This is a genomic window from Algoriphagus formosus (assembly GCF_002807035.1).
In the GTDB taxonomy this organism is placed as follows: Bacteria; Bacteroidota; Bacteroidia; order Cytophagales; family Cyclobacteriaceae; genus Algoriphagus; species Algoriphagus formosus.
Window position 1 is genome coordinate 403,711 of the sequence record NZ_NIUC01000001.1, and the last position, 18,207, is coordinate 421,917.

16 protein-coding genes and 2 tRNA genes are annotated in these 18,207 nt (G+C 40.8%); 2 read left to right on the forward strand and 16 right to left on the reverse strand.

Translation table 11 applies throughout. The annotated features are described in order from the left end of the window. Positions 1-45 precede the first annotated feature (45 nt). The 4 genes from CDH51_RS01860 to CDH51_RS01875 form a co-directional block, all read right to left on the reverse strand. Complete coding sequence (locus CDH51_RS01860; protein ID WP_100626989.1) at positions 46-894, reverse strand: PIG-L deacetylase family protein; 849 nt, start codon at positions 892-894, stop codon at positions 46-48. Beyond that, positions 891-4,301: a HEAT repeat domain-containing protein gene (locus CDH51_RS01865; RefSeq protein ID WP_100626990.1), complete on the reverse strand. Its 3,411-nt coding sequence runs from the start codon at positions 4,299-4,301 to the stop codon at positions 891-893. The genes CDH51_RS01860 and CDH51_RS01865 overlap by 4 nt, the downstream gene beginning before the upstream one ends. A 163-nt stretch (positions 4,302-4,464) precedes the next feature. After that, positions 4,465-4,536, reverse strand: a tRNA-Glu gene (locus CDH51_RS01870). 34 nt (positions 4,537-4,570) lie between these two features. Beyond that, positions 4,571-4,642 (reverse strand) — tRNA-Glu (locus CDH51_RS01875). Between the two features lie 194 nt (positions 4,643-4,836). Between CDH51_RS01875 and gap the strand changes: the two genes are divergently transcribed. Next, positions 4,837-5,844: a type I glyceraldehyde-3-phosphate dehydrogenase gene (gene gap / locus CDH51_RS01880; RefSeq protein WP_100626991.1), complete on the forward strand. Its 1,008-nt coding sequence runs from the start codon at positions 4,837-4,839 to the stop codon at positions 5,842-5,844. Between the two features lie 39 nt (positions 5,845-5,883). Here the strand turns inward: gap and CDH51_RS01885 are convergent, their stop codons facing one another. From CDH51_RS01885 to CDH51_RS01935, 11 genes are all read right to left on the reverse strand, one after another. Further along, entirely contained in the window at positions 5,884-6,576 is a 693-nt protein-coding gene (locus CDH51_RS01885) for a TIGR04283 family arsenosugar biosynthesis glycosyltransferase (protein ID WP_100626992.1), read from the reverse strand. A gap of 158 nt (positions 6,577-6,734) precedes the next feature. Next, complete coding sequence (locus CDH51_RS01890) at positions 6,735-7,346, reverse strand: TIGR04282 family arsenosugar biosynthesis glycosyltransferase (RefSeq protein ID WP_100626993.1); 612 nt, start codon at positions 7,344-7,346, stop codon at positions 6,735-6,737. Positions 7,347-7,693: 347 nt separating this feature from the next. Beyond that, the gene (locus tag CDH51_RS01895) at positions 7,694-8,362 is read right to left on the reverse strand and encodes a beta/alpha barrel domain-containing protein (RefSeq protein ID WP_100626994.1); all 669 of its coding nucleotides are present in this window, start codon (positions 8,360-8,362) and stop codon (positions 7,694-7,696) included. Continuing rightward, positions 8,363-9,355: a sugar kinase gene (locus CDH51_RS01900; RefSeq protein ID WP_100626995.1), complete on the reverse strand. Its 993-nt coding sequence runs from the start codon at positions 9,353-9,355 to the stop codon at positions 8,363-8,365. A 134-nt stretch (positions 9,356-9,489) separates the two neighbouring features. Beyond that, the gene (locus tag CDH51_RS01905; protein ID WP_133391554.1) at positions 9,490-10,137 is read right to left on the reverse strand and encodes a hypothetical protein; all 648 of its coding nucleotides are present in this window, start codon (positions 10,135-10,137) and stop codon (positions 9,490-9,492) included. A gap of 125 nt (positions 10,138-10,262) precedes the next feature. Continuing rightward, positions 10,263-10,547, reverse strand: coding sequence for a DUF1330 domain-containing protein (locus CDH51_RS01910; protein ID WP_100626997.1), 285 nt, complete (start codon positions 10,545-10,547; stop codon positions 10,263-10,265). Positions 10,548-10,560: 13 nt separating this feature from the next. Further along, positions 10,561-11,949: a TolC family protein gene (locus CDH51_RS01915; RefSeq protein ID WP_100626998.1), complete on the reverse strand. Its 1,389-nt coding sequence runs from the start codon at positions 11,947-11,949 to the stop codon at positions 10,561-10,563. Continuing rightward, positions 11,949-13,301 carry an HlyD family secretion protein gene (locus CDH51_RS01920; RefSeq protein WP_100626999.1) on the reverse strand — a complete coding sequence of 451 codons (1,353 nt, stop codon included), beginning with the start codon at positions 13,299-13,301 and terminating at the stop codon, positions 11,949-11,951. Before CDH51_RS01920 ends, CDH51_RS01915 begins: the two co-directional genes overlap by 1 nt. Before the next feature lie 2 nt (positions 13,302-13,303). After that, a complete protein-coding gene (locus CDH51_RS01925; protein WP_100627000.1) occupies positions 13,304-15,007 on the reverse strand; it encodes a peptidase domain-containing ABC transporter in 1,704 nt (567 codons plus the stop codon). Beyond that, positions 14,997-15,677, reverse strand: coding sequence for a TetR/AcrR family transcriptional regulator (locus tag CDH51_RS01930; protein WP_026945667.1), 681 nt, complete (start codon positions 15,675-15,677; stop codon positions 14,997-14,999). Before CDH51_RS01930 ends, CDH51_RS01925 begins: the two co-directional genes overlap by 11 nt. Positions 15,678-15,780: 103 nt before the next feature. Beyond that, positions 15,781-16,161 carry a hypothetical protein gene (locus tag CDH51_RS01935; RefSeq protein WP_100627001.1) on the reverse strand — a complete coding sequence of 127 codons (381 nt, stop codon included), beginning with the start codon at positions 16,159-16,161 and terminating at the stop codon, positions 15,781-15,783. An 86-nt stretch (positions 16,162-16,247) separates the two neighbouring features. Between CDH51_RS01935 and CDH51_RS01940 the strand changes: the two genes are divergently transcribed. Next, positions 16,248-17,774 (forward strand): BCCT family transporter, encoded by a 1,527-nt coding sequence (locus CDH51_RS01940; RefSeq protein ID WP_100627002.1) that lies wholly within the window; start codon positions 16,248-16,250, stop codon positions 17,772-17,774. On the opposite strand, the gene CDH51_RS01945 is transcribed toward CDH51_RS01940, so the two are convergent. Next, on the reverse strand, positions 17,769-18,146 hold the full coding sequence (locus CDH51_RS01945) for a DUF983 domain-containing protein (protein WP_100627003.1): 378 nt from the start codon (positions 18,144-18,146) through the stop codon (positions 17,769-17,771). The two genes, CDH51_RS01940 and CDH51_RS01945, sit on opposite strands and share 6 nt — an antisense overlap. Positions 18,147-18,207: the final 61 nt, after the last annotated feature.

Here is an 18,207-nt window from a genome sequence, read left to right on the forward strand (position 1 = left end):
AACAACCACCAACCAAAGAAAGGCTATCAAAATTGATAGCCTTTCTTATTTTACCTGGCGGAAATATTCTCTCCCGAAAACTCTCGAGTAAATCCAGACAGGAACTTTATCATGATAAGGCATAAGGTCCTTTAAAACGTCTTTTTGACTTTCATGTGCATACATTGCCTTCAATACCGTTGAGAATTCCTTTTGGGTATTAATTGAAAAATCAGGCTCAGGAAGACCTTTTCCCTCATCTTTTGGGTAATTTTTTTGAAAACCATCTGAAAGCTTCAACGCGATATCAATTTGCTTAGAGCAAAGGGTTACTTGATAAAGTGCTGAAGGAGAAAACCCGCTTTCATTCTTTCTTGACAAATATAAATTCTCCATTGCCTTGCCAGTCAATCGATGGTCATCATGACCATAAAGACCGACTTTTGAATCATAAGAGATCAGAATATCAGGATTCAATTCATTGATCCAATGATTGGCAATATTGATCAAACTGTCCAAACCCAGATTCTTCAATCCACTATCAGGATATTTTAAAAGATGCAATTTGACTCCAATTAAGTCTGCCGAATTTTGAAGTTCCTTGCTCCGTATTTCTGCAAGCTCGCTTTTTTCAAGTTTGCCAAAAGTATTTCCTGCTTCTCCTCTAGTCAGGCAAACCAAGTGTACAGCATGACCTTCACTTGCTAATTGATGTAGTGTGCCTGCCACAGTAATTTCATCATCTGGATGAGGAAAAAAAGCCAGAATCACTTGTTTGTTTTTCGCAGGAATAAATTGTGCTTTTTCTGGAATACCTGAATCATGAAGCAAATGGTTTCCAATGAAAATCAATAAAAAAGGGGCTAGCAATAGAAAAACCCCTATCGGTAGCCCCAACTTTAAAACAGTCTTCATTCAACTCGATTTAGCGTTGATAGAAAGCTCACCAAATCTCTTATTTCGCGTTTATTGAGCATTTCTGCCATAGAAGGCATGCTTGATGGAGCTAATTTTTTCTCTTTTATCTCAGCATTGGAATAGCTTTTTATTTCACCTTGTCCATTTTTGATTGAAACTCCTTCTGCCGAGTCATTTTGAAGGGTTCCGCTTACTGTTTCTCCGTTCTCAAGTTCCAATGTCACAAAGCCATAACCCGGAGCAAGTCGGGCACTCGGCTCCACGAGGGCTATTAGAAGTTCCTCTCGGGAAAGTTGACGAGCAATTCCATTTAATCTGGGACCTGCGTTTCCTCCCATATCATCATATGCATGGCATCGAATACATTGAGCTGCTTGATTTTGGAAGAAAATGGTTCGGCCTTCCCGTACATTTCCTTCTGCCAAAGCGCCTTGGAATAACCTCCAATTGTCATCTCCGGCTTTTTCTTTAAGTAATTGCTGAAATTGTGAGATTAGAGTTTCTGAACCCGTTTTATCTATAGCTTCTTCCAACTCTACCCAAATTGGAGAGGAGATTCTATCGGCTTTAAAATCTGCAAGGATAGTCTCCCAGCCTTCAAAAGAAGCGCTATTCTCCAAGGTAGAAAGCGTTAATAATGCTTGGCGTTTTTCCTCATTGGATTGATTTCTGATGATGGTCAAGAGTAGTTGCTGCTTCTGATCCAAGGGAAGTGCTGATTGCGAAAGCAAGGAAAGCCCAGCTACTCTTACCGCTTGATTAGAGTCCTTCATCGCAATCGGAATGGCCTCTGCAAGATCATCAGTTTGCAGCCGATCTAGTGCTTGGAGGGCAGCAACTTTCATATCTGAATCAGAAGAGCTTTTGACCAAACTTAAAAGCGATGAAGAAGCATCCCTTACTCCAGCTTTCCCTATTGCCTTTACAGCCTCCAAACGAGCATCTGCCTGATTGCTTGTAAGTAATGATAAGAAGACCGGTCTGGCCTTTTCTCGTAGCAAAGTAGGATCTCTTTCCACTTCTCCTCGATACCTTCCATCCACACGGTCTACTAAGGAAGGTTTGGACCAAGTACCTAAAGCAGCTATAGCCTCACTTTTCATCGCTTGAGGGATATCATTTCGACTGACATAGGCTAATAAATCATTTAATTGCTGCTCTCCTCCCAATCGTTGGTTGGCACTGATGATCCTTCGAACCAATGGTTCAAAGTCAGATTTTGTGGTGGTGATTAAAGCCGCCAAATCAGGTAATGAGGCTTCGACAGAAAAATCATCATGAATAGCTCTCGCCGCTTCTGCTACAATCAATTCTTCAGAATCAGCTAAGAATTTGGAAAGTCCTGGGCTTTCAAGCCTTCTTAATGCAATCACTGCTCCCATTCTGACCGCCTTTGATGGATTAGTATAAAGTTGGGTGATTTTCTCCTCCTCGTTGATCCTAGCAAGTGCCAGACTCGCAGCGTGACGAATGTAAGCATCTTCATCATTATTGGCTTCCAAAAGATTGACTAGGCCGTCAAAAGCCTCCTTGTGACCCGCTCTTCCTAAAGCTTCGGCGGCAAAAAATCTAACCCGGGCATTTTCATCATGAAGGTTTTGAATTAGTTGAGTGCTGACTTGATCATACCGAATATCTCCAAGCCATTTGGCAGCTTGAGCACGGATTTCTGCATCCTCATCTTGAAGGTATGGGACTATTTCGTCTGCATATTTTCGATCATCCAATCTTGCCAGTTGACTTAATCCAACAATGGCATGAATTCTAGCTAATTGATTGCTCTTATCAGCTAATACCTGCTCAAAAATAGCAGCCCCATCCATACCACGCTTGGCCAATTCAAATTGTGCTTTGCGCCTTACGCGCAGATCTTCATGATAAAGCTTCGATTTGAGCTCATCCTCGGCAATAGTTTTGTAATCCGCCTGAAGTTCCTGTTTGGTTTGCTGTTGAAGTTCCCAGTTATCTGCACTTTCATCTTCAAGCTTCCAAATTCGACCATAATTTTTGGTTCCCCATCCATCGATCCAATCAGCAAAATACAGTGCTCCATCCGGTCCAAAATCCATTCCCGTAGGTAATACTCCCGAAGCAATTCGCTCAGTTGACTTCAGTTCAAAAGTTGCTCCTTTTGGTTCTAAAGTAAAGGCATGTATCCCGGAGTTAGCGGCATTGCCTACAAACTCCACAACGAAAAAGTGATCCTTCCACCTTGGACCTAGACCAGCTCCCGGGTTATAAACCATTCCTGTCGGACCAGAGACATAGTTGGCTATTGGAGGAGTAATGAAAGCGGCTTGTTTCTCCCAAGGAGGGGTAAAAAATCGTTCGTCCATCCAAACCTTATAGCGATTATTGTCTGGGTCTCGGTATTTACCGAATTGCCAATTGATTCGCCATCCGGTATCACTCCCATTGGTGATGTAGACCAATCGCTCCTTTTCACCGGCATGATCGCCATCATTATCTACAGAAATCAGATTGGTATGTTCGTCAAAGACAAATTCATGCGTATTTCTAACCCCCATGGCATAGATTTCAAAATCAGAACCATCCGGATTTGCTCTCGCAATTACTCCTCTATTTGGATATTTCCACTCTTTCCCATCAGGACCTTTTCCATTGAAGCCAATGTCTCCAATACCCCAATAAACCCTACCATCAGGCCCCATTTCCAAGCCTGACATGCCATGTGCACCAAAACCAATATGTATAGCATAACCATGGGAAATAGATTCTTTTTCGTCCATGATCCCATCTCCATTGGTGTCCATCATACGCCACATATCAGGGCCCACTCCAACAAAGAGGGCATCCTCCCCTTTCATCACAGCTCCGGCTACGTCCGTAACCTCATCATTGAAATCCTCAACGATCATCTGGTATTGATCAGCATACCCATCCTGATCCGTATCGTCAACCCGAAAAATCTGCTCCTTTTCTACTGTCATATCCCTCCAATCGTGAGAGCCATCGCCATTTAGGTCTTCCAACCAGGAATTGATTTCGCTTCGCTCAGGAGAAAGTTCTTCGTGTAGAAACTTTCGCTTATCCTCAATATTTTGAAGACTGATGGAGCGAATTTCCCAATCCTGATGACCACGAATATCAAATTCAGAATTTTTCTGTCTATTGGTTCGGGTGTAATAAAGCGAGCCATCATCAGTGATATGAATGGAGATTGGATCAAAAATCAATGAATCAACTGCCCAAACATCTAACTTCAAGCCTTCTTTCAGGTTAGGACTCACCTGTGTTTTGGCAGCAGCTACTTGACTTTGGATTTCTTCTTTGGAAAGTGATTTGATCCTTAAATCGACAGGCTCATTTTTTTGACAAGCAAATAGGATAAAGCTTCCAATCAGTGAAATTGAAAGCGTCTTTAGGAATTTTGTGGGGTACATATTTCAGGTTTATGGTTTGCAAACCCAAAATAGCAAAAAGATAAAGTAATTCTTTTCCAGCCATAAAAAACAAAACCCCGATCATCGACCGGGATTTGTCATCTTTAACCACTAACAACCATAAAATAAAAAGTGTAAATGTCTCGGGTGATTGAGAACTAAGTAGTCCGTACGGGAATCGAACCCGTGTTTCATCCGTGAAAGGGATGCGTCCTAACCCCTAGACGAACGGACCATATCTATGGCAAAAAAAATAGAGGGCTTGCTTGTAGTCCGTACGGGAATCGAACCCGTGTTTCATCCGTGAAAGGGATGCGTCCTAACCCCTAGACGAACGGACCATTTTGGGATTATCAAGCCCTCTTTTTAAAAGGTTGTGCAAATATAGAAGTCTGTTTTTAGAATAACAAAGTGCCCTAAAAAAAATCTGATAATTTCTTATAAAGCCCTGATCATTAGGCTAAAAAATTTTACCCTAAAAAAGTGCTGAGAATGCCTAATTTTGAAGAACAAAGAAAAAGTCAGAATATACCCAATGAACAAGAAAATTAGAGTTGCTATCAATGGATTTGGAAGAATAGGGAGATACACCACCAAGCTCTTGATGGATAAAGACAATATTGAGCTGGTGGCTATCAATGATTTAGCCAATAATGAATCCATCTTGCACCTGCTGAAATATGATTCTATCCATAGGAAGTTTGATAGGAAAATCAGTCTTGAAGGGAATTTTTTAATCTCTGAAGGCAATAAAATCCGGCTTTTAGAGCAATCCAAACCGGAATTGTTGCCTTGGGGTGAAATGGATATCGATTTGGTGATCGAGTGTACCGGGAGATTTACATCAAGAGAATCTGCAGCGCTTCACCTGGACGCTGGCGCAAAGAAAGTTTTGATATCCGCTCCTTCTCCTGACGAAAGCATCAAAATGATTGTTTTGGGAGTAAACGAGAGCATTTTGACAGGTGAAGAAAAAATCATCAGTAATGCCTCCTGTACTACCAATTGCCTTGCCCCAATGGTACAAATTCTCGATCAAAACTTTGGATTGGTGAAAGGCTACGCATCTACGGTTCACTCCTACACCAATGATCAGAACCTTCATGATGCGCCGCACCGGGACCTTAGAAGAGCAAGAGCAGCGGCTTATTCTATTATTCCGACTACTACCAATGCTGGAAAAGCTTTGGACAGAGTCCTCCCAGGTTTAAATGGAAGAATAGAAGCTTCTGCTATGCGGGTACCTGTGCCCAACGGTTCTCTGACAGATTTGATCGTCGAAATTAAAAAGGAAGCGAGTGTAGAAGAAATTAATCAAGCTTTTGAAAATGCTTCAAAAAACCAATTTAAAGGGATTCTTCAAGTAGAAAGTGATCCGATCGTTTCCATGGATATCATCGGGAATCCTCACTCCTGCATCATTGACAAAGAACTGACCTCAAGCAAGGGAAATATGGTCAAGCTAGTAGGTTGGTATGATAATGAAGCCGGATACTCCAATCGACTCGTAGACTTAATTGAAATTATTTTCGAAAAAAAGTAAGGAAGAAATTTGGGAATACATTTTTAACTGGCCCGATCGCTAGCTGTGCTTTAGTTTGCGATAGTATTTCTCACGGATTTCCATTGGATCTCTGTTTTGCAAAAAGTCTTTGAACGCGATCAAATTGGCCCATTGAACCCTTAGCCAACTATTGTTTTCATATTTCCTTGCAGAAACTCTGATGGACTTCGGAATAATATAAAATTGATACTTGCTTTTTAGTCTTTTTACCAATTCAAAATCTTCCATGATACAAAACTGCTCATTGAAGCCACCCATTTCTTGAAATATTTCTTTCTTGATAAAAAGCGTTTGATCACCTCCTCCTGATAAAATCCCATTGAAACGGGTAAACCATGAATTAATTTTCAAGAGTGGATGATTAGAATCAAAACGGTATCGATAACAGCCTGCTGACTTCCCATTGGCTATCGCCTTCTCGATATCTTCAAAAAAACCAGCCCTAGGACGGGTGTCGGCATGAACAAAATAGAGTGCATCGCCAGTTGCCAACATAGCCCCCCTATTCATCTGAACGGCCCTACTAGACCTTTCAACTCGGATGAAAGTTACTGCATGTTTTAAGCAAATCTCCTCACTGAAATCCCCACTATTAGCATCCACGATGATGATTTCGTGGTTTTCCTCTGCCAGCTCTTTTTTCAAAAAAGGGATCAAAACTTTCAGATTTTCTTCTTCATTTAGGGTCGGAATGATGACAGAAAGTTTCATGAAAGCAAGAGGATTATTTTTTCAATTACAGAGTTTAAAATTGAAGCTTGAATCTCAACCTTGGTTGGTTCATTCTATAAAAAGCTCTGTTATACTTTTCTGTATGAAATTTCACTTGCTTTTCAGAATCCCCCCATTCTTTCAAATCATTATCAAATTTATTTTCCCTCCAATTCATCGATAAAGCTTTTCATCTTTTGCCAATCTTCAAGGGTATCAATATCCGACCGAACGGCTAACTCAGTATAAGATATTCCAATCGATTTGATATTGGATTTAGTCTGGTCAATTACCTCAGAAGTACTCCAATTTACATCATGGAAAAGTTGGGGAAAATACTGACTCATACCGAGCAGATAATACCCTCCATCTTCGGCCGGACCTATCACCACATCCTGATGATTTAGTGCCTCGAAAGCCTCCAAAAACAATTCGGGATTTATCTCTGCACAATCTGTCCCAATTATCAAAACCTTTTGATAACCAGCAGAAAACAAATCTGAAAAGGCGTTTGACATTCGCTCGCCCAGTCCAATTCCAGTCTGAACTTTGAAATGATATGATCCATACCGTGGCTTATCCTCAGGAACAAAATTGGAATAATAGAGAAACTTATCGACTGCCACCTGACTACAAATCCTATGAGTGAATTCACAAAGTCTGTCATAAATTTCTAGTGCCATATGATTCCCAAGGTCCTTGGCTAGCCGGGTTTTCACCTTGCCTAATTCAGCATTTTTCTGGAAGATGATAATTGCAGACTTTTCCATTAAGCAACCCCTCCTCCGCAGCTAAATCGCATATTTTTGTAGTATAACAAGCGAAAGCTTTTGAATAATTCATTGGAAAATGACTTCTGATATTTTCGAGTTTTAGTTAGGTCACCAGGATTAAAAAGCGTTTTCATAATTTTAATTACGATGTCATTAAGTTTTTTGGTTTTTTAGAAAGCTTGAAAAGGATTGGAGATTACCCAAATTAATATTTTACGATTTGGAAAAGCAGAATTGAACTTAAGTCAAAGCTCGTTTTGAATTGACTTTCAATTCATAAAACTAAGCTATCCAGCTTTTTTATTTATTTCAATTGAGGTATTGAGATTGGATTCAAAAACCACTCATTGATTAGCCTTTATATCGTGAATCCAATTAAATACCGAGCTGATAGAAGATGAAATCTTTGAAAATTCACCATTTGCGATCCAATCTTTCCTCATTAATTGGGATCCCATGCCTACGCAAAGGACACCTGCATCAAACCAAGGCTTGATACTTCCCAAATTAGGTTCTACCCCTCCTGTCGGAATGATTTCAACTTTAGGCAGAACAGCATGAATAGCTGGCACAAAATCAGGTCCTAGAATATTTGCTGGATAGATCTTTACCAATTCCGCTCCAAGTTCTGTAGCTTGAAAAACTTCCGTAACCGTCCCGCATCCAGGTACCCACGGCACATCTACTTTGCGGCAATAGTCACCTAACTTCGCGTTCATAACTGGAGCGACAATGAACTCTGCTCCCATATCAATAAACTCTTCGGCTTGCCAAGGATGATAGATAGTTCCTACTCCCAAGGAAAGTCCAGGAAGGGACTCGGCAAGCCTTTTCAACGCTGGAAAAACATGGGTCGCTTTATCCCCTCTATTTACTAATTCGATCACTCGGATACCACCCTCATAGGCAGTTTCCAAAAGCTTCAGACATACGCTTTCATCTGGGTGATAAAATATGGGCATTACCCCAGCTTTATCCATTTTCCTGATGAACTCACTTTCTTGATTTCTCATTTATCGTTTGATTGCTCCGGATTTGCCCTCCAGAATTTCCTTTATTTCCTCCTCAGATCCAATCAATACATCTCCTGGAATGCTATGTTTTAAAACGGCTGCACCCAATCCAAAGTCCAAGGATTCTTGGATAGACTTCCTATTTATTAATCCAAATATTAGGCCACTGGCAAATGCATCTCCCGTTCCAACTCGATCTATAATATATTGAATTTCAATTGATTCCGTACTTATTGATGAATCTTTAGTGTAGGCATTTGCTGATAGAGTATTATGAGAAGCAGAATGTACGATTCGTTGGGTATTCACTATCATTTGGAGGTTTTGAAAATGCTGAAATGCAAAAGGCATCGCCTCCTTTAATGACTGAAAATTTTCATTTAAGCACTGATTGAAATCACGGGTTCCACCAATTATATGAGTCGTAAGTTCCATCAATCGAGGCATGATTTGATCCGGACTCTTTCCATATTTCCAAAGATTAGATCGATAATTAAGATCGCCTGACACTGGTATTGAACATTTTCTAGCGGCTTCCAAAATCCTCATAGTAAGATCGGCAGATTCTTGAGAAAGTGCCGGAGTAATACCTGACCAATGTACCCAACCAAATTCTTTGAGTATCTCCTCCCAATTTTCATCACTCCCATCATAGCTTGAGAAACTACTATTTGCACGGTCGTAGACGATTTTGGAGCTTCTAAGCCCAGAACCTTGCTCTAAAAAATATACTCCCAATCTTCCAGGAAGAAATTTGACAAAAGTGGTATCGATTCCATTTTTTCTGAGATGGGATACTGCAGCCTTACCTAAATCATGTTCAGGAAAAGCAGTGACATGTCCTACCTCTATTCCAAAATTGGCCAAACCCGCTGCCACATTAGCCTCAGATCCTCCAAACACCAAATTAAATGAGTTCGCTTGTGGTAATCGCTGATTATCAGGCGGACTCAAGCGAAGCATTATTTCACCTAAAGTCAGTACTTTTTTCATAGACATTGGAAAAAAGAAAAATAGGCCTTTAAACTGCTAATTCCAATCTTGCCATCATAATCTTGCGAAACCGATTCCAATAAAAAAGCCTTCCCAAAATGAGAAGGCTTTCAAATATGAATTCGTTTGGAAGTTTAGAACCTTAAAGAGGCTTTCACTATTGAACTACCCTTTCCATTTGTGGGGTTAAACCTACCCTCTACAATTCCTTCTCCCGATGCGCCTCGAAATCTACCTGTCCCTCCGACGATTTCTACTTCGGCAACAAAAACGGTCAATGTTTCATTGATTGGTGTAGCTATATTCTCCAGATTCTTGAAAAATATCGCATTTCCTTTTCTGTCAACAGTTACTGAACTCACTTCATCAGGGATTTTTTTCAATCCTAATTTTGCCAATTCTTCGCCGTAAAACTGAGTTACGGGAGCACCAATAGATGTTGTTTCACTGGTGGCCAATTGATTAATATAAGAGGTCGCTCTTCCCATGAAACGTGCTATACCTTTGCCTGTACCCGGCAAGAAAGTCAATTGATCCACAGGAATATTAGGGTTTTCATTGGGAACAACATATGGCGTGATTTGATTTGAGAATGCCTCTATATACTTAAATGTACGTCCCTTTCGGAGGTTTTCAGACTCTGGGATTTCAGAGATTTCCTCCTCTGGCAATTCGGTAACCTGCACTTCTTCCACTTCCTCAAGTCCTGACATACAGGAAGAAGCGATGAAAATTAGACATAATAATGCCATTAATTTTCCTGTCAAATGGATCTTTTTCATTTTGATTTTTTTTAGGGTGATTGAATAATTTGGTGATTTTTTAAATAAAACAGATAAACTGAATATGAAATTTTCTATTTCAGAATCAGATTATTGCACATTAAACCAATAAAAATGCCAAATATTCAACTTTCCACAAGAAAAAATTTTGCTTTTGCGGCAGATTCCCTAATTTCTTTAGCAGCTTGATACTCCTTGGAATAATACCATTTCCTTGCAGTTTCTTTATCTGCAAACTCCAACATTACCAAGCGGTCATGATCCCAACTCCCTTCCAATGCTTCTACTGGATTACCTCGAAGTACAAATTTCCCCCCGAAAGCTTTGACAGTATCAGGGGTAAGTTTTTTATAAGCTTCATATTGCTGTGGGTCAGAAATATCCACTTGAACTATAATGTATGCAGGCATAGTTTAATAAAGTTTATTCAAATCCAAATCCAGCAGCATAGCGAACTTTCGCGTAGGATATTTTTCGCTTGGCAGCCAAACCATTCAAGGTAATTTTAGCATCAAAAACAGACACTTCCCGTGCGTTTACCAGGAACAAGCTACTCTCACCCATTTCAAATCTACGGAGTTCGGCATTCAGTAAGCGCTCTAAGTTGAATACATTTTCTCTCAAGGTACTTACTTGCTGATTGATCACATTCCAAGAATTGATTTCTCCTTCCAGTTTGGTTCGTAGCTGTAGTTCTTTCAAATCCCTGGAGTTTTGTTTGAAGTCAATCTTAGCTTTCGCAAGTCCCAGGGATCCTCTGGCTTTTCTCCATAGAATGGGCGTGTAGACCGATACACCGAACTTATAGTTATTCTCAAAGAATGGAGATTGCTCAAAACCACCAAGTTCTTCTACCAGAAAGTTATACTTTAATTTTACCACAGGCAGTAGAGACTGACCTTTTAGCTGTCGATCTACATCCAAACTTGCCAATTCAAAATCAGCAATACGAAGATCCGGATGGATGCTGATGTTTTCCCGAAGTTCTGCAGGATCGATCGCGTATTGATCATTCTCCACAAGTGGCTGAGGTACAACTGATGGATTTAGGAGCATAGGTTGCTCTTCTTCATTCCAAAGGAAAGCACTGAGCATCTGCGTATCGACAAAGAATTGATTCTGCAATCCCTGTAATCTATACTGCCGACTCAAGAGCTGTGTGTAAGCTTCTACTGTATCAATGGCGGCTACGTCTCCTTGCTCAAAGCTTAACTTTACTGCACCATATCGGATTTCAGTTAATCGAACTGCCTCTTCAAAAGCCTTCATATTGGCATAGCTCTCTGACCATTTCCAATACATCTCCACACCTCCTAAATACAGCTCATTCAGAATAGCTATCCGCTCAGCTTCTGTCGATTGCTGATAAAGCTTCGCTTGTCTAAGCATGGCTCTTCTTTCATCGAGAATAAGCCCTTGTCCTAAGTTTACAGCAGCACCAGCAGCAAAGAGGCCACCGGAAGGTACGGTTGCTTCAGGGTCAAGAAATTGGCCGGTATTCTGCTCAAAAGTCCCCATGAGCTCTACTCCTGCTAATGTCGGAACAGTAATCCCAGCTTCTCGACGATCGTAGTACTCTGTATCCTTGAAAGTCTTTTGATCCAAATTACCGAATAGCAAAGGGTCAAAAGCACCTCTTGCAGTTCGAACCTCCATAGCCCCCATCTCAAGGGTAATATCCGCTTGACGAGCTACGGGATGATAAGATCTAACCCAATCTAGGAAACTCTCCAATCGAAGGGTATCCATTTCTTGGCTCCAAGCAGTCTGAAAGAAAATAAACAGTAAGGATAAAAGAATCAGTTTTTTCATTATTTCTCTTTCGCGATTGCATCTTTTTGTTCTTGGGTATAGTAGTCAGCCGGGAAGCCATTGAGCTGTCGCCAGATTTCATACCAAACAGGAACATCGTTCAACAAGGCAATACCATCTGCTCCCGAACCAATTCGTAGCATTTCTGGCCAAGGCTCCTCCTCCGGATCCTGTACGACCACCACTCTGTACTGATTACTATTACCAGCAAACTGATCAATCGCCGTAACTACTCCACCAAAGGTACCATTAGAAATTTGTGGCCATCCTGAAAATACAATTGCTGGCCAACCGTCAAAAATAAACCGAACCTTATTTCCAACTTTAATTAGAGGTAGATCAACAGGCTGCACATACATTTCCACTGCCAATTCAGCATTAGCGGGTACGATATTCAAAATCGCATCCCCTTCTTTGATCGTCTCGCCAAGACCAACTTGAATGGCTCTTGCCAAAAAGCCATCCTGAGGAGCAAGAATATGTCGGAAATTAGTCCGGGCCTCATAATTGGAATACTGATTCTGAAGCTTGGTAACTGTCGCTTCAGCATCAAATTGTGATGACATCGCTGTGAATTTTTCGGATTCAGCTTTGGCGAGCTTATCCTGAAATTCTGTCCGAATTGCATCCAGTTCAATCTGAGCAGTAATCAATTCATTCTGACTGCTCAGGTAATCGTTTTCTGCAGCGACCACTTTTGCTCGTACATCTTGAAAGCTCAGTCTCCTGGATTCCAAATCAGTAAGGGAGCGCAGACCTTCTTTGTATAAAGATTCCCATCGGTCAAGTCGCTCTTTTCCAATCTCAAAGTTGATCTTGGCTTGTTGGAATTTGATACTATCTGACTCTACCTTCAGCTCCGACATCCGAAGTTTATTCTCAGCTTGCTGTAGTTTCAGCACATTATTCTTTTTCATTGCCTCAATCTGCATCTCCAAGGCATTTACCTTATCCCGATAAGATACTGCTGATTGACTTTTTGCATTTACCTGCATTTGAGTCCTGGGCAAAAGCAATGAGTCAAAGTACTCATCTTTGATCTCAGAAATCGTCAAAATGGTATCTCCCTTTGCCACAAAGGCACCTTCAGTCACATACCACTTTTCTATTCGGCCTGCGATGACAGAATGAATCGTTTGCGGTCTTTGATCAGGTCTCAGTGCTGTTACATAGCCTTTGCTTCGAATATTCTGAGTCCATGGGATAAAAAGGATCAGAAAGAACACCATCATGACACTTGTCAGGATTCTGATTCGCTTTTGACTTTCTTTCAGTGGCAAGGTCATGACCAAACTCTTTGCTCCACTGAATGGAATCGATTCTTTGATTCTTACTTTAGATATATTAAGCATGGTTAATTTCCTTTTTTCAATTGAACGTATCCAGAATAATCTCCTTGGTAGATTACACTACCTCTGTCCATAAGGATTACTTCATCCATTCTTTGAAGGATCGCATCATCTTGGGTCACCGCTATCAATGTCCAATCACCCTTTAATAAGTACTCGGTAACTCGTTCTTTGACCTCATCAGTCAAATATCCAAGCGCATTTTCCATGACCATCGCTTTTGGTTTCCCAAGAAGAGCTCGGCAAAGCAAGATACTTTGCATCATTCGCTTGGAAAGCCCTTTTCCCTCCGGTTGCAGTTCGGTATTCAGGTCATCTGGCAATTGATAGATAGATGATTTCAATCCAGTTAGTTCCAATATTTCAGTCAATTGATTTTGATCATACTCTCTACCAACGGTAATGTTTTCTAAAATGGTCCCATGAAAGATCTGTTCCATTTCAAGAAAATCCCCTACCATAGACCGATACTTCTCTTTATTGATCATTTCCAGCGAAAGATCATTGACAGTCACAGTGCCTTCATAATTTTCATAAAGTCCTGACAAAATCATCAGCAAGGCGCTTTTACCACTACCGCTTTCTCCTGTCACAGCTACCTTCTCACCGGATTTGATTTGAAGTGACACATTCTTTAAGGTCGGTTCAATGGAGTTTTTAGGCTGAAAAACCACTTTATCCATCCCAAACATCAATCCAGATTCGAATGCCTGAATCACCTTTTCATTTCCTTTTGAATCTTCGAGTTCCAGGTCCATGACATGTCCAAGTTTCTCGGTAGCCACCAAAGTATCATAAACCGTTTCTAGCGAAAGTATCAGCTTTTCTACCGAGTTTACCACTAGGATAATGATCACCTCGGCTGCTACGAATTGACCGATACTGATTTGCTCTTCGATCAAAAGCAAACTGCCCGCTACCAACAAACTCGTCACAATCAAAACCTTGAAGGCAATCATGATTTTGTATTGGAATATCAAAACCCCGAAGTGCTTGGACCGGAAATCCACATAATGTTGAAGCAATTTATCAGCACGAAGAATGGGTAAGCGGGTATTTCCTACCAATTTGAAGGAGTTCATGGTACGCCCTATCTCTTCCAACCAATAAGCTGTTTTATACTTATAAGTGGACTCCTTAAGTGCAGTCTCCATTCCCTGAGGTCCAGTGAAATAAAAGATCAGGATTAGCAGTGCGATCAACACCAATCCGAAAATGATAAAGGTCGGATGGTAAAATGATAAAAGCAGCAAACCAAAAATAACCTGAAGAAGGGCTGTGGAGAAATCAATTAGAATTTTGGAAAGTCCTTTTTGCAAATTGACTGTATCAAAAAACCGGTTGACTATCTCAGGAGCATAATCCCCCTGCACCGCCTCGGGCCTTACTCTTGGAAGTCTGTAGGCCAACGAAAGCCCAGATTTACTAAATACACGCTGCTGAAGTTTTTCCGTGATTTGCAATTGGGAAATCTGAAGAAAACCACCAAAAGCAACGCCTGCAGCCACGATAATGACCAATATCACCCAGGATGTCGATATTCTCCCTCCCAAAATGAAGTTCAAAATCGCCTGAATTCCCAGTGGAAGTGTCAGTGTGATCAATCCGTTGAGGATCGCATAGAAATAAATCGAATATACTTGGCTTTTCTCCTCTTTCAGAAGGCTGAAGAACCGGCCAATAGGTGTGATGCCTGAATTAGTTGTCATTTTGAATGGTTTTTACGACCAATTGATGGAAAAACTTATAACGCTCTAGTTTATTGAAGGAATTTTCAGTCATCCCAGGGAGATGCTTTGAATTAAAATTTTGAAGTAAACTTGACTCTAGGACAGTATAAACTAGGGTTTTTGGGAATTTATAATCAGGATTGAGTTCTGAAATAATATCCGCTATACGCTCACCAAACTTATATACTTGAGCAAATACGCCCGCTTCGTGTTCATTATCCACTTCCTTTGTCAAAAAACCTTTCAAAGATTCATTGATGACAATTTCTCGAAGACTAACGGGATTAAGGTAGTCATTCTTTTGAAATATGGGACCATCGGAAAGAAGTCTTATAGCCACAGAAAGACGCTCTGCCGGATCATTCAGATTTGCGGTACCAAATACTAGATTATGCTCCATCCAGCCCCAATACCAAGCGGTGAGATACAAAAGAAGCTTGTGCTTATTTTCGAAATAGCGATAAATGGCCGCTTCTGTACTCCCGATTTCCTGGGATAACTTCTTGAATGTAAAATTCTCCAAACCCAACTCCTGAATCAATCTGGCACTTTCCTGCACGATTGATACACCTAAACTGGAGCTGAAGGGCTCTTTTTGATAAAGGTTGGGATTGACCTCAACCTTCATTTTACTGAGTATCGCCTCCATTTGCTGATTGTTGTTTCAGCCGTTGTAACGAGGCTTACTTCGATTTGGTTTAGTAAAAGTTCGATTTTTGTTAGTAATATTTACAAAAGGCGAATTAACACTATCAAAAGTCACGGTAAATCCATGCCCAAAGCATCAAAAGAGGATGTATAATCACTAGTCTTACCCAGCCCACCCATGCCGGAGCACAGAGACCATCTGGAATACAACCTCCAATCTGAATGAAATAGACATGACTTGGAATAAAAGCTATCAACATTAAAAGGATTCCGTAAATGGCAAGTTTGCGAGTTTTGCGAATCAGTAATCCTCCAGCTAAAATAAGTTCTGCCAATCCAGCCAGCGTATTGATAAGACTTTTATCTCCTAAATAATCAGGAATTAATGGAATGTAAAATTCTGGGTTGATAAAATGATTGATCCCTCCTACTCCGTAAAAAACCACCAAGAGATAAAAACCTGCCTTATATATTTTTGATTGCATGATTAGCTATTGAGGTTGAAAAGAATTTGCCTTAGCCAAAATTAACCCTTTCTTGCAAGCTACTGCAAAAATTGGATTGATCCTTCATGCCCGATTGGTTAAAAAAATATCTTCCCGTCAGAAAATCAGTATTCTGGCCACCAGTTTTATTATTGGTTTTTGCATTGGGCTTGAGCACTTTTTACCCGGATGTTTTTCTGGGTGAAATCAAGGAAATTCAGGCTTGGATACTACATAATTTCTCGCTTCCCATCAGCTATTTATCGCTTATCATGGTTGCCCTGATTTTTTGGGTGCTCTTTTCTCCTTTGGGGAATTATAAAATCGGTGGACCGAAAGCAAAACCTAGACTTCATTTCTTTTCCTGGTTTGCCATTGTCCTTTGTACCACTATCGCCGTTGGAATATTATTCTGGGGAAGTGCCGAGCCGCTTTCACATTTTCTTTCTCCTCCCAAATATCTTAACAGTGAATCAGGCAGTGAAAAAAGCAAAATCTTCGCTTTAGGCGCTTTATACTTTCATTGGGGTATTACTCCGTATTCTATCTATGCTGTACCTGCACTTTTGTTTGGATTGATCTATTATGCGAAGAAGAATCGCTTTCGATTAAGCTTAATGCTTGTCCCCCTTTATCCAGTCCAATCCAATAGCATAGGTTCAAAGCTTGTAGATATGGTAAGCCTTTTTGCCCTTGTCACGGGTATGGCTGCTTCTTTGGGAGCGGGCATTTTAAGTTTGGCAAGTGCTTTAAGAGGCAGCTTTCCTGAGGCTAATTTTCAGTGGCTGACGCTATTGGTAATGGGTCTAATTGTAGCCACATTCGTGGTGTCTGCCAGTACAGGGATAGATAGAGGTATTCGCAGGTTATCACTTTTTAATCTATGGTTTTTTGCTCTTTTTGCGCTGCTCTTTATCTATATCTCATGGGACTTGCAACCTCTCTCCCACATTCTGCCTGGCTTGAAGACCTATGCTTCTTGGTTTCCGGATCTGAGTCTACAACTATCAGGAAAAGGAGCTCAATGGACTTTTGATTGGACCACTTTTAATTTAGCCGTTTGGATGGCTTGGGCGCCCATTACAGCCTTGTTTCTTGGAAAGATCGCTATTGGTCGAACGGTCAGGGAATTTATCTTAGTCAACCTATTCCTTCCGGCTTCTTTTTGTGTGGCTTGGATGGGGATCTTTGGTGGAACTACTCTGGAACTAGCCGCGAACGATCCCGAATCTTACCGAACCGCTTTGCAAAGCTTAGGTCCCGAATCCATTATTTATCAGGTTTTTGGAGATTTAGGGCATCTCAAGGCATTTTCCATCTTTTTTGGGATAGGAATGTTTATCTCCTATGTGACGGCCGCAGACTCCAGTACAGAAGCTATGGCTAGCCTTAGCATGAAAGGAAAGGTCGAAGATGAATTCCAAGTAAACTCGGGCCTGAAGATTTTCTGGGGAGTTTTGCTTGGCTTGATTTCTTGGGTAATGATCAATTACTCCGGAATAGAAGGAGTCCGGATTCTTTCCGTAATAGGTGGTTTACCGGCCTTTTTCTTCCTTTCACTGGCAAGTATCAGCCTTTTTATTCTGAGCCTAAAGCCCAATAAATTCCTATGATTGGTCTCCTCGGTATTTTAGCTTTCCTAGTCCATAGAGGTATAGCACCTTGGAATAGCGAAGCATCAGAGGCATCAAAAGTGAATTCAAGACTACAATAGTCCCTAAATAAGTCCAGATAGTCGGTTTTTCGACCAAAACAGTGACAGCAACAAATACCGTAATAAATAATGCTACCGAAAAAGCATAACTAATATACATGGCCCCATCATAGAAGCTTGGCTCTGGCTGGAAGTTTGCATCACAAACAGAACACTTTTTATTAATGGTGGTCAATTTTCGGTAACTGAACATCGGTACCGGAAAAAGATTTCCCTCTCTACATCGCGGGCATTTCCCTCCTAAAATGGCTCCACCAATTCCTTTTGACATGTATTATTCTAAATTTTGCGCAAAAATAAATACTCCACTTTTCCGAAATGTGACTTACCAC

Coding starts and splice junctions, on each gene's coding strand:
- CDH51_RS01865 (WP_100626990.1), bottom strand. CDS start 4,301: ATGTACCCCACAAAATTCCTAAAGACGCTTTCAATTTCACTGATTGGA.
- CDH51_RS01945 (WP_100627003.1), bottom strand. CDS start 18,146: ATGTCAAAAGGAATTGGTGGAGCCATTTTAGGAGGGAAATGCCCGCGA.
- CDH51_RS01925 (WP_100627000.1), bottom strand. CDS start 15,007: ATGACAACTAATTCAGGCATCACACCTATTGGCCGGTTCTTCAGCCTT.
- CDH51_RS01890 (WP_100626993.1), bottom strand. CDS start 7,346: ATGGAAAAGTCTGCAATTATCATCTTCCAGAAAAATGCTGAATTAGGC.
- CDH51_RS01935 (WP_100627001.1), bottom strand. CDS start 16,161: ATGCAATCAAAAATATATAAGGCAGGTTTTTATCTCTTGGTGGTTTTT.
- CDH51_RS01905 (WP_133391554.1), bottom strand. CDS start 10,137: ATGAAAAAGATCCATTTGACAGGAAAATTAATGGCATTATTATGTCTA.
- CDH51_RS01915 (WP_100626998.1), bottom strand. CDS start 11,949: ATGAAAAAACTGATTCTTTTATCCTTACTGTTTATTTTCTTTCAGACT.
- CDH51_RS01930 (WP_026945667.1), bottom strand. CDS start 15,677: ATGGAGGCGATACTCAGTAAAATGAAGGTTGAGGTCAATCCCAACCTT.
- CDH51_RS01900 (WP_100626995.1), bottom strand. CDS start 9,355: ATGAAAAAAGTACTGACTTTAGGTGAAATAATGCTTCGCTTGAGTCCG.
- CDH51_RS01860 (WP_100626989.1), bottom strand. CDS start 894: ATGAAGACTGTTTTAAAGTTGGGGCTACCGATAGGGGTTTTTCTATTG.
- CDH51_RS01940 (WP_100627002.1), top strand. CDS start 16,248: ATGCCCGATTGGTTAAAAAAATATCTTCCCGTCAGAAAATCAGTATTC.
- CDH51_RS01920 (WP_100626999.1), bottom strand. CDS start 13,301: ATGCTTAATATATCTAAAGTAAGAATCAAAGAATCGATTCCATTCAGT.
- CDH51_RS01895 (WP_100626994.1), bottom strand. CDS start 8,362: ATGAGAAATCAAGAAAGTGAGTTCATCAGGAAAATGGATAAAGCTGGG.
- CDH51_RS01910 (WP_100626997.1), bottom strand. CDS start 10,547: ATGCCTGCATACATTATAGTTCAAGTGGATATTTCTGACCCACAGCAA.
- CDH51_RS01885 (WP_100626992.1), bottom strand. CDS start 6,576: ATGAAACTTTCTGTCATCATTCCGACCCTAAATGAAGAAGAAAATCTG.
- gap (WP_100626991.1), top strand. CDS start 4,837: ATGAACAAGAAAATTAGAGTTGCTATCAATGGATTTGGAAGAATAGGG.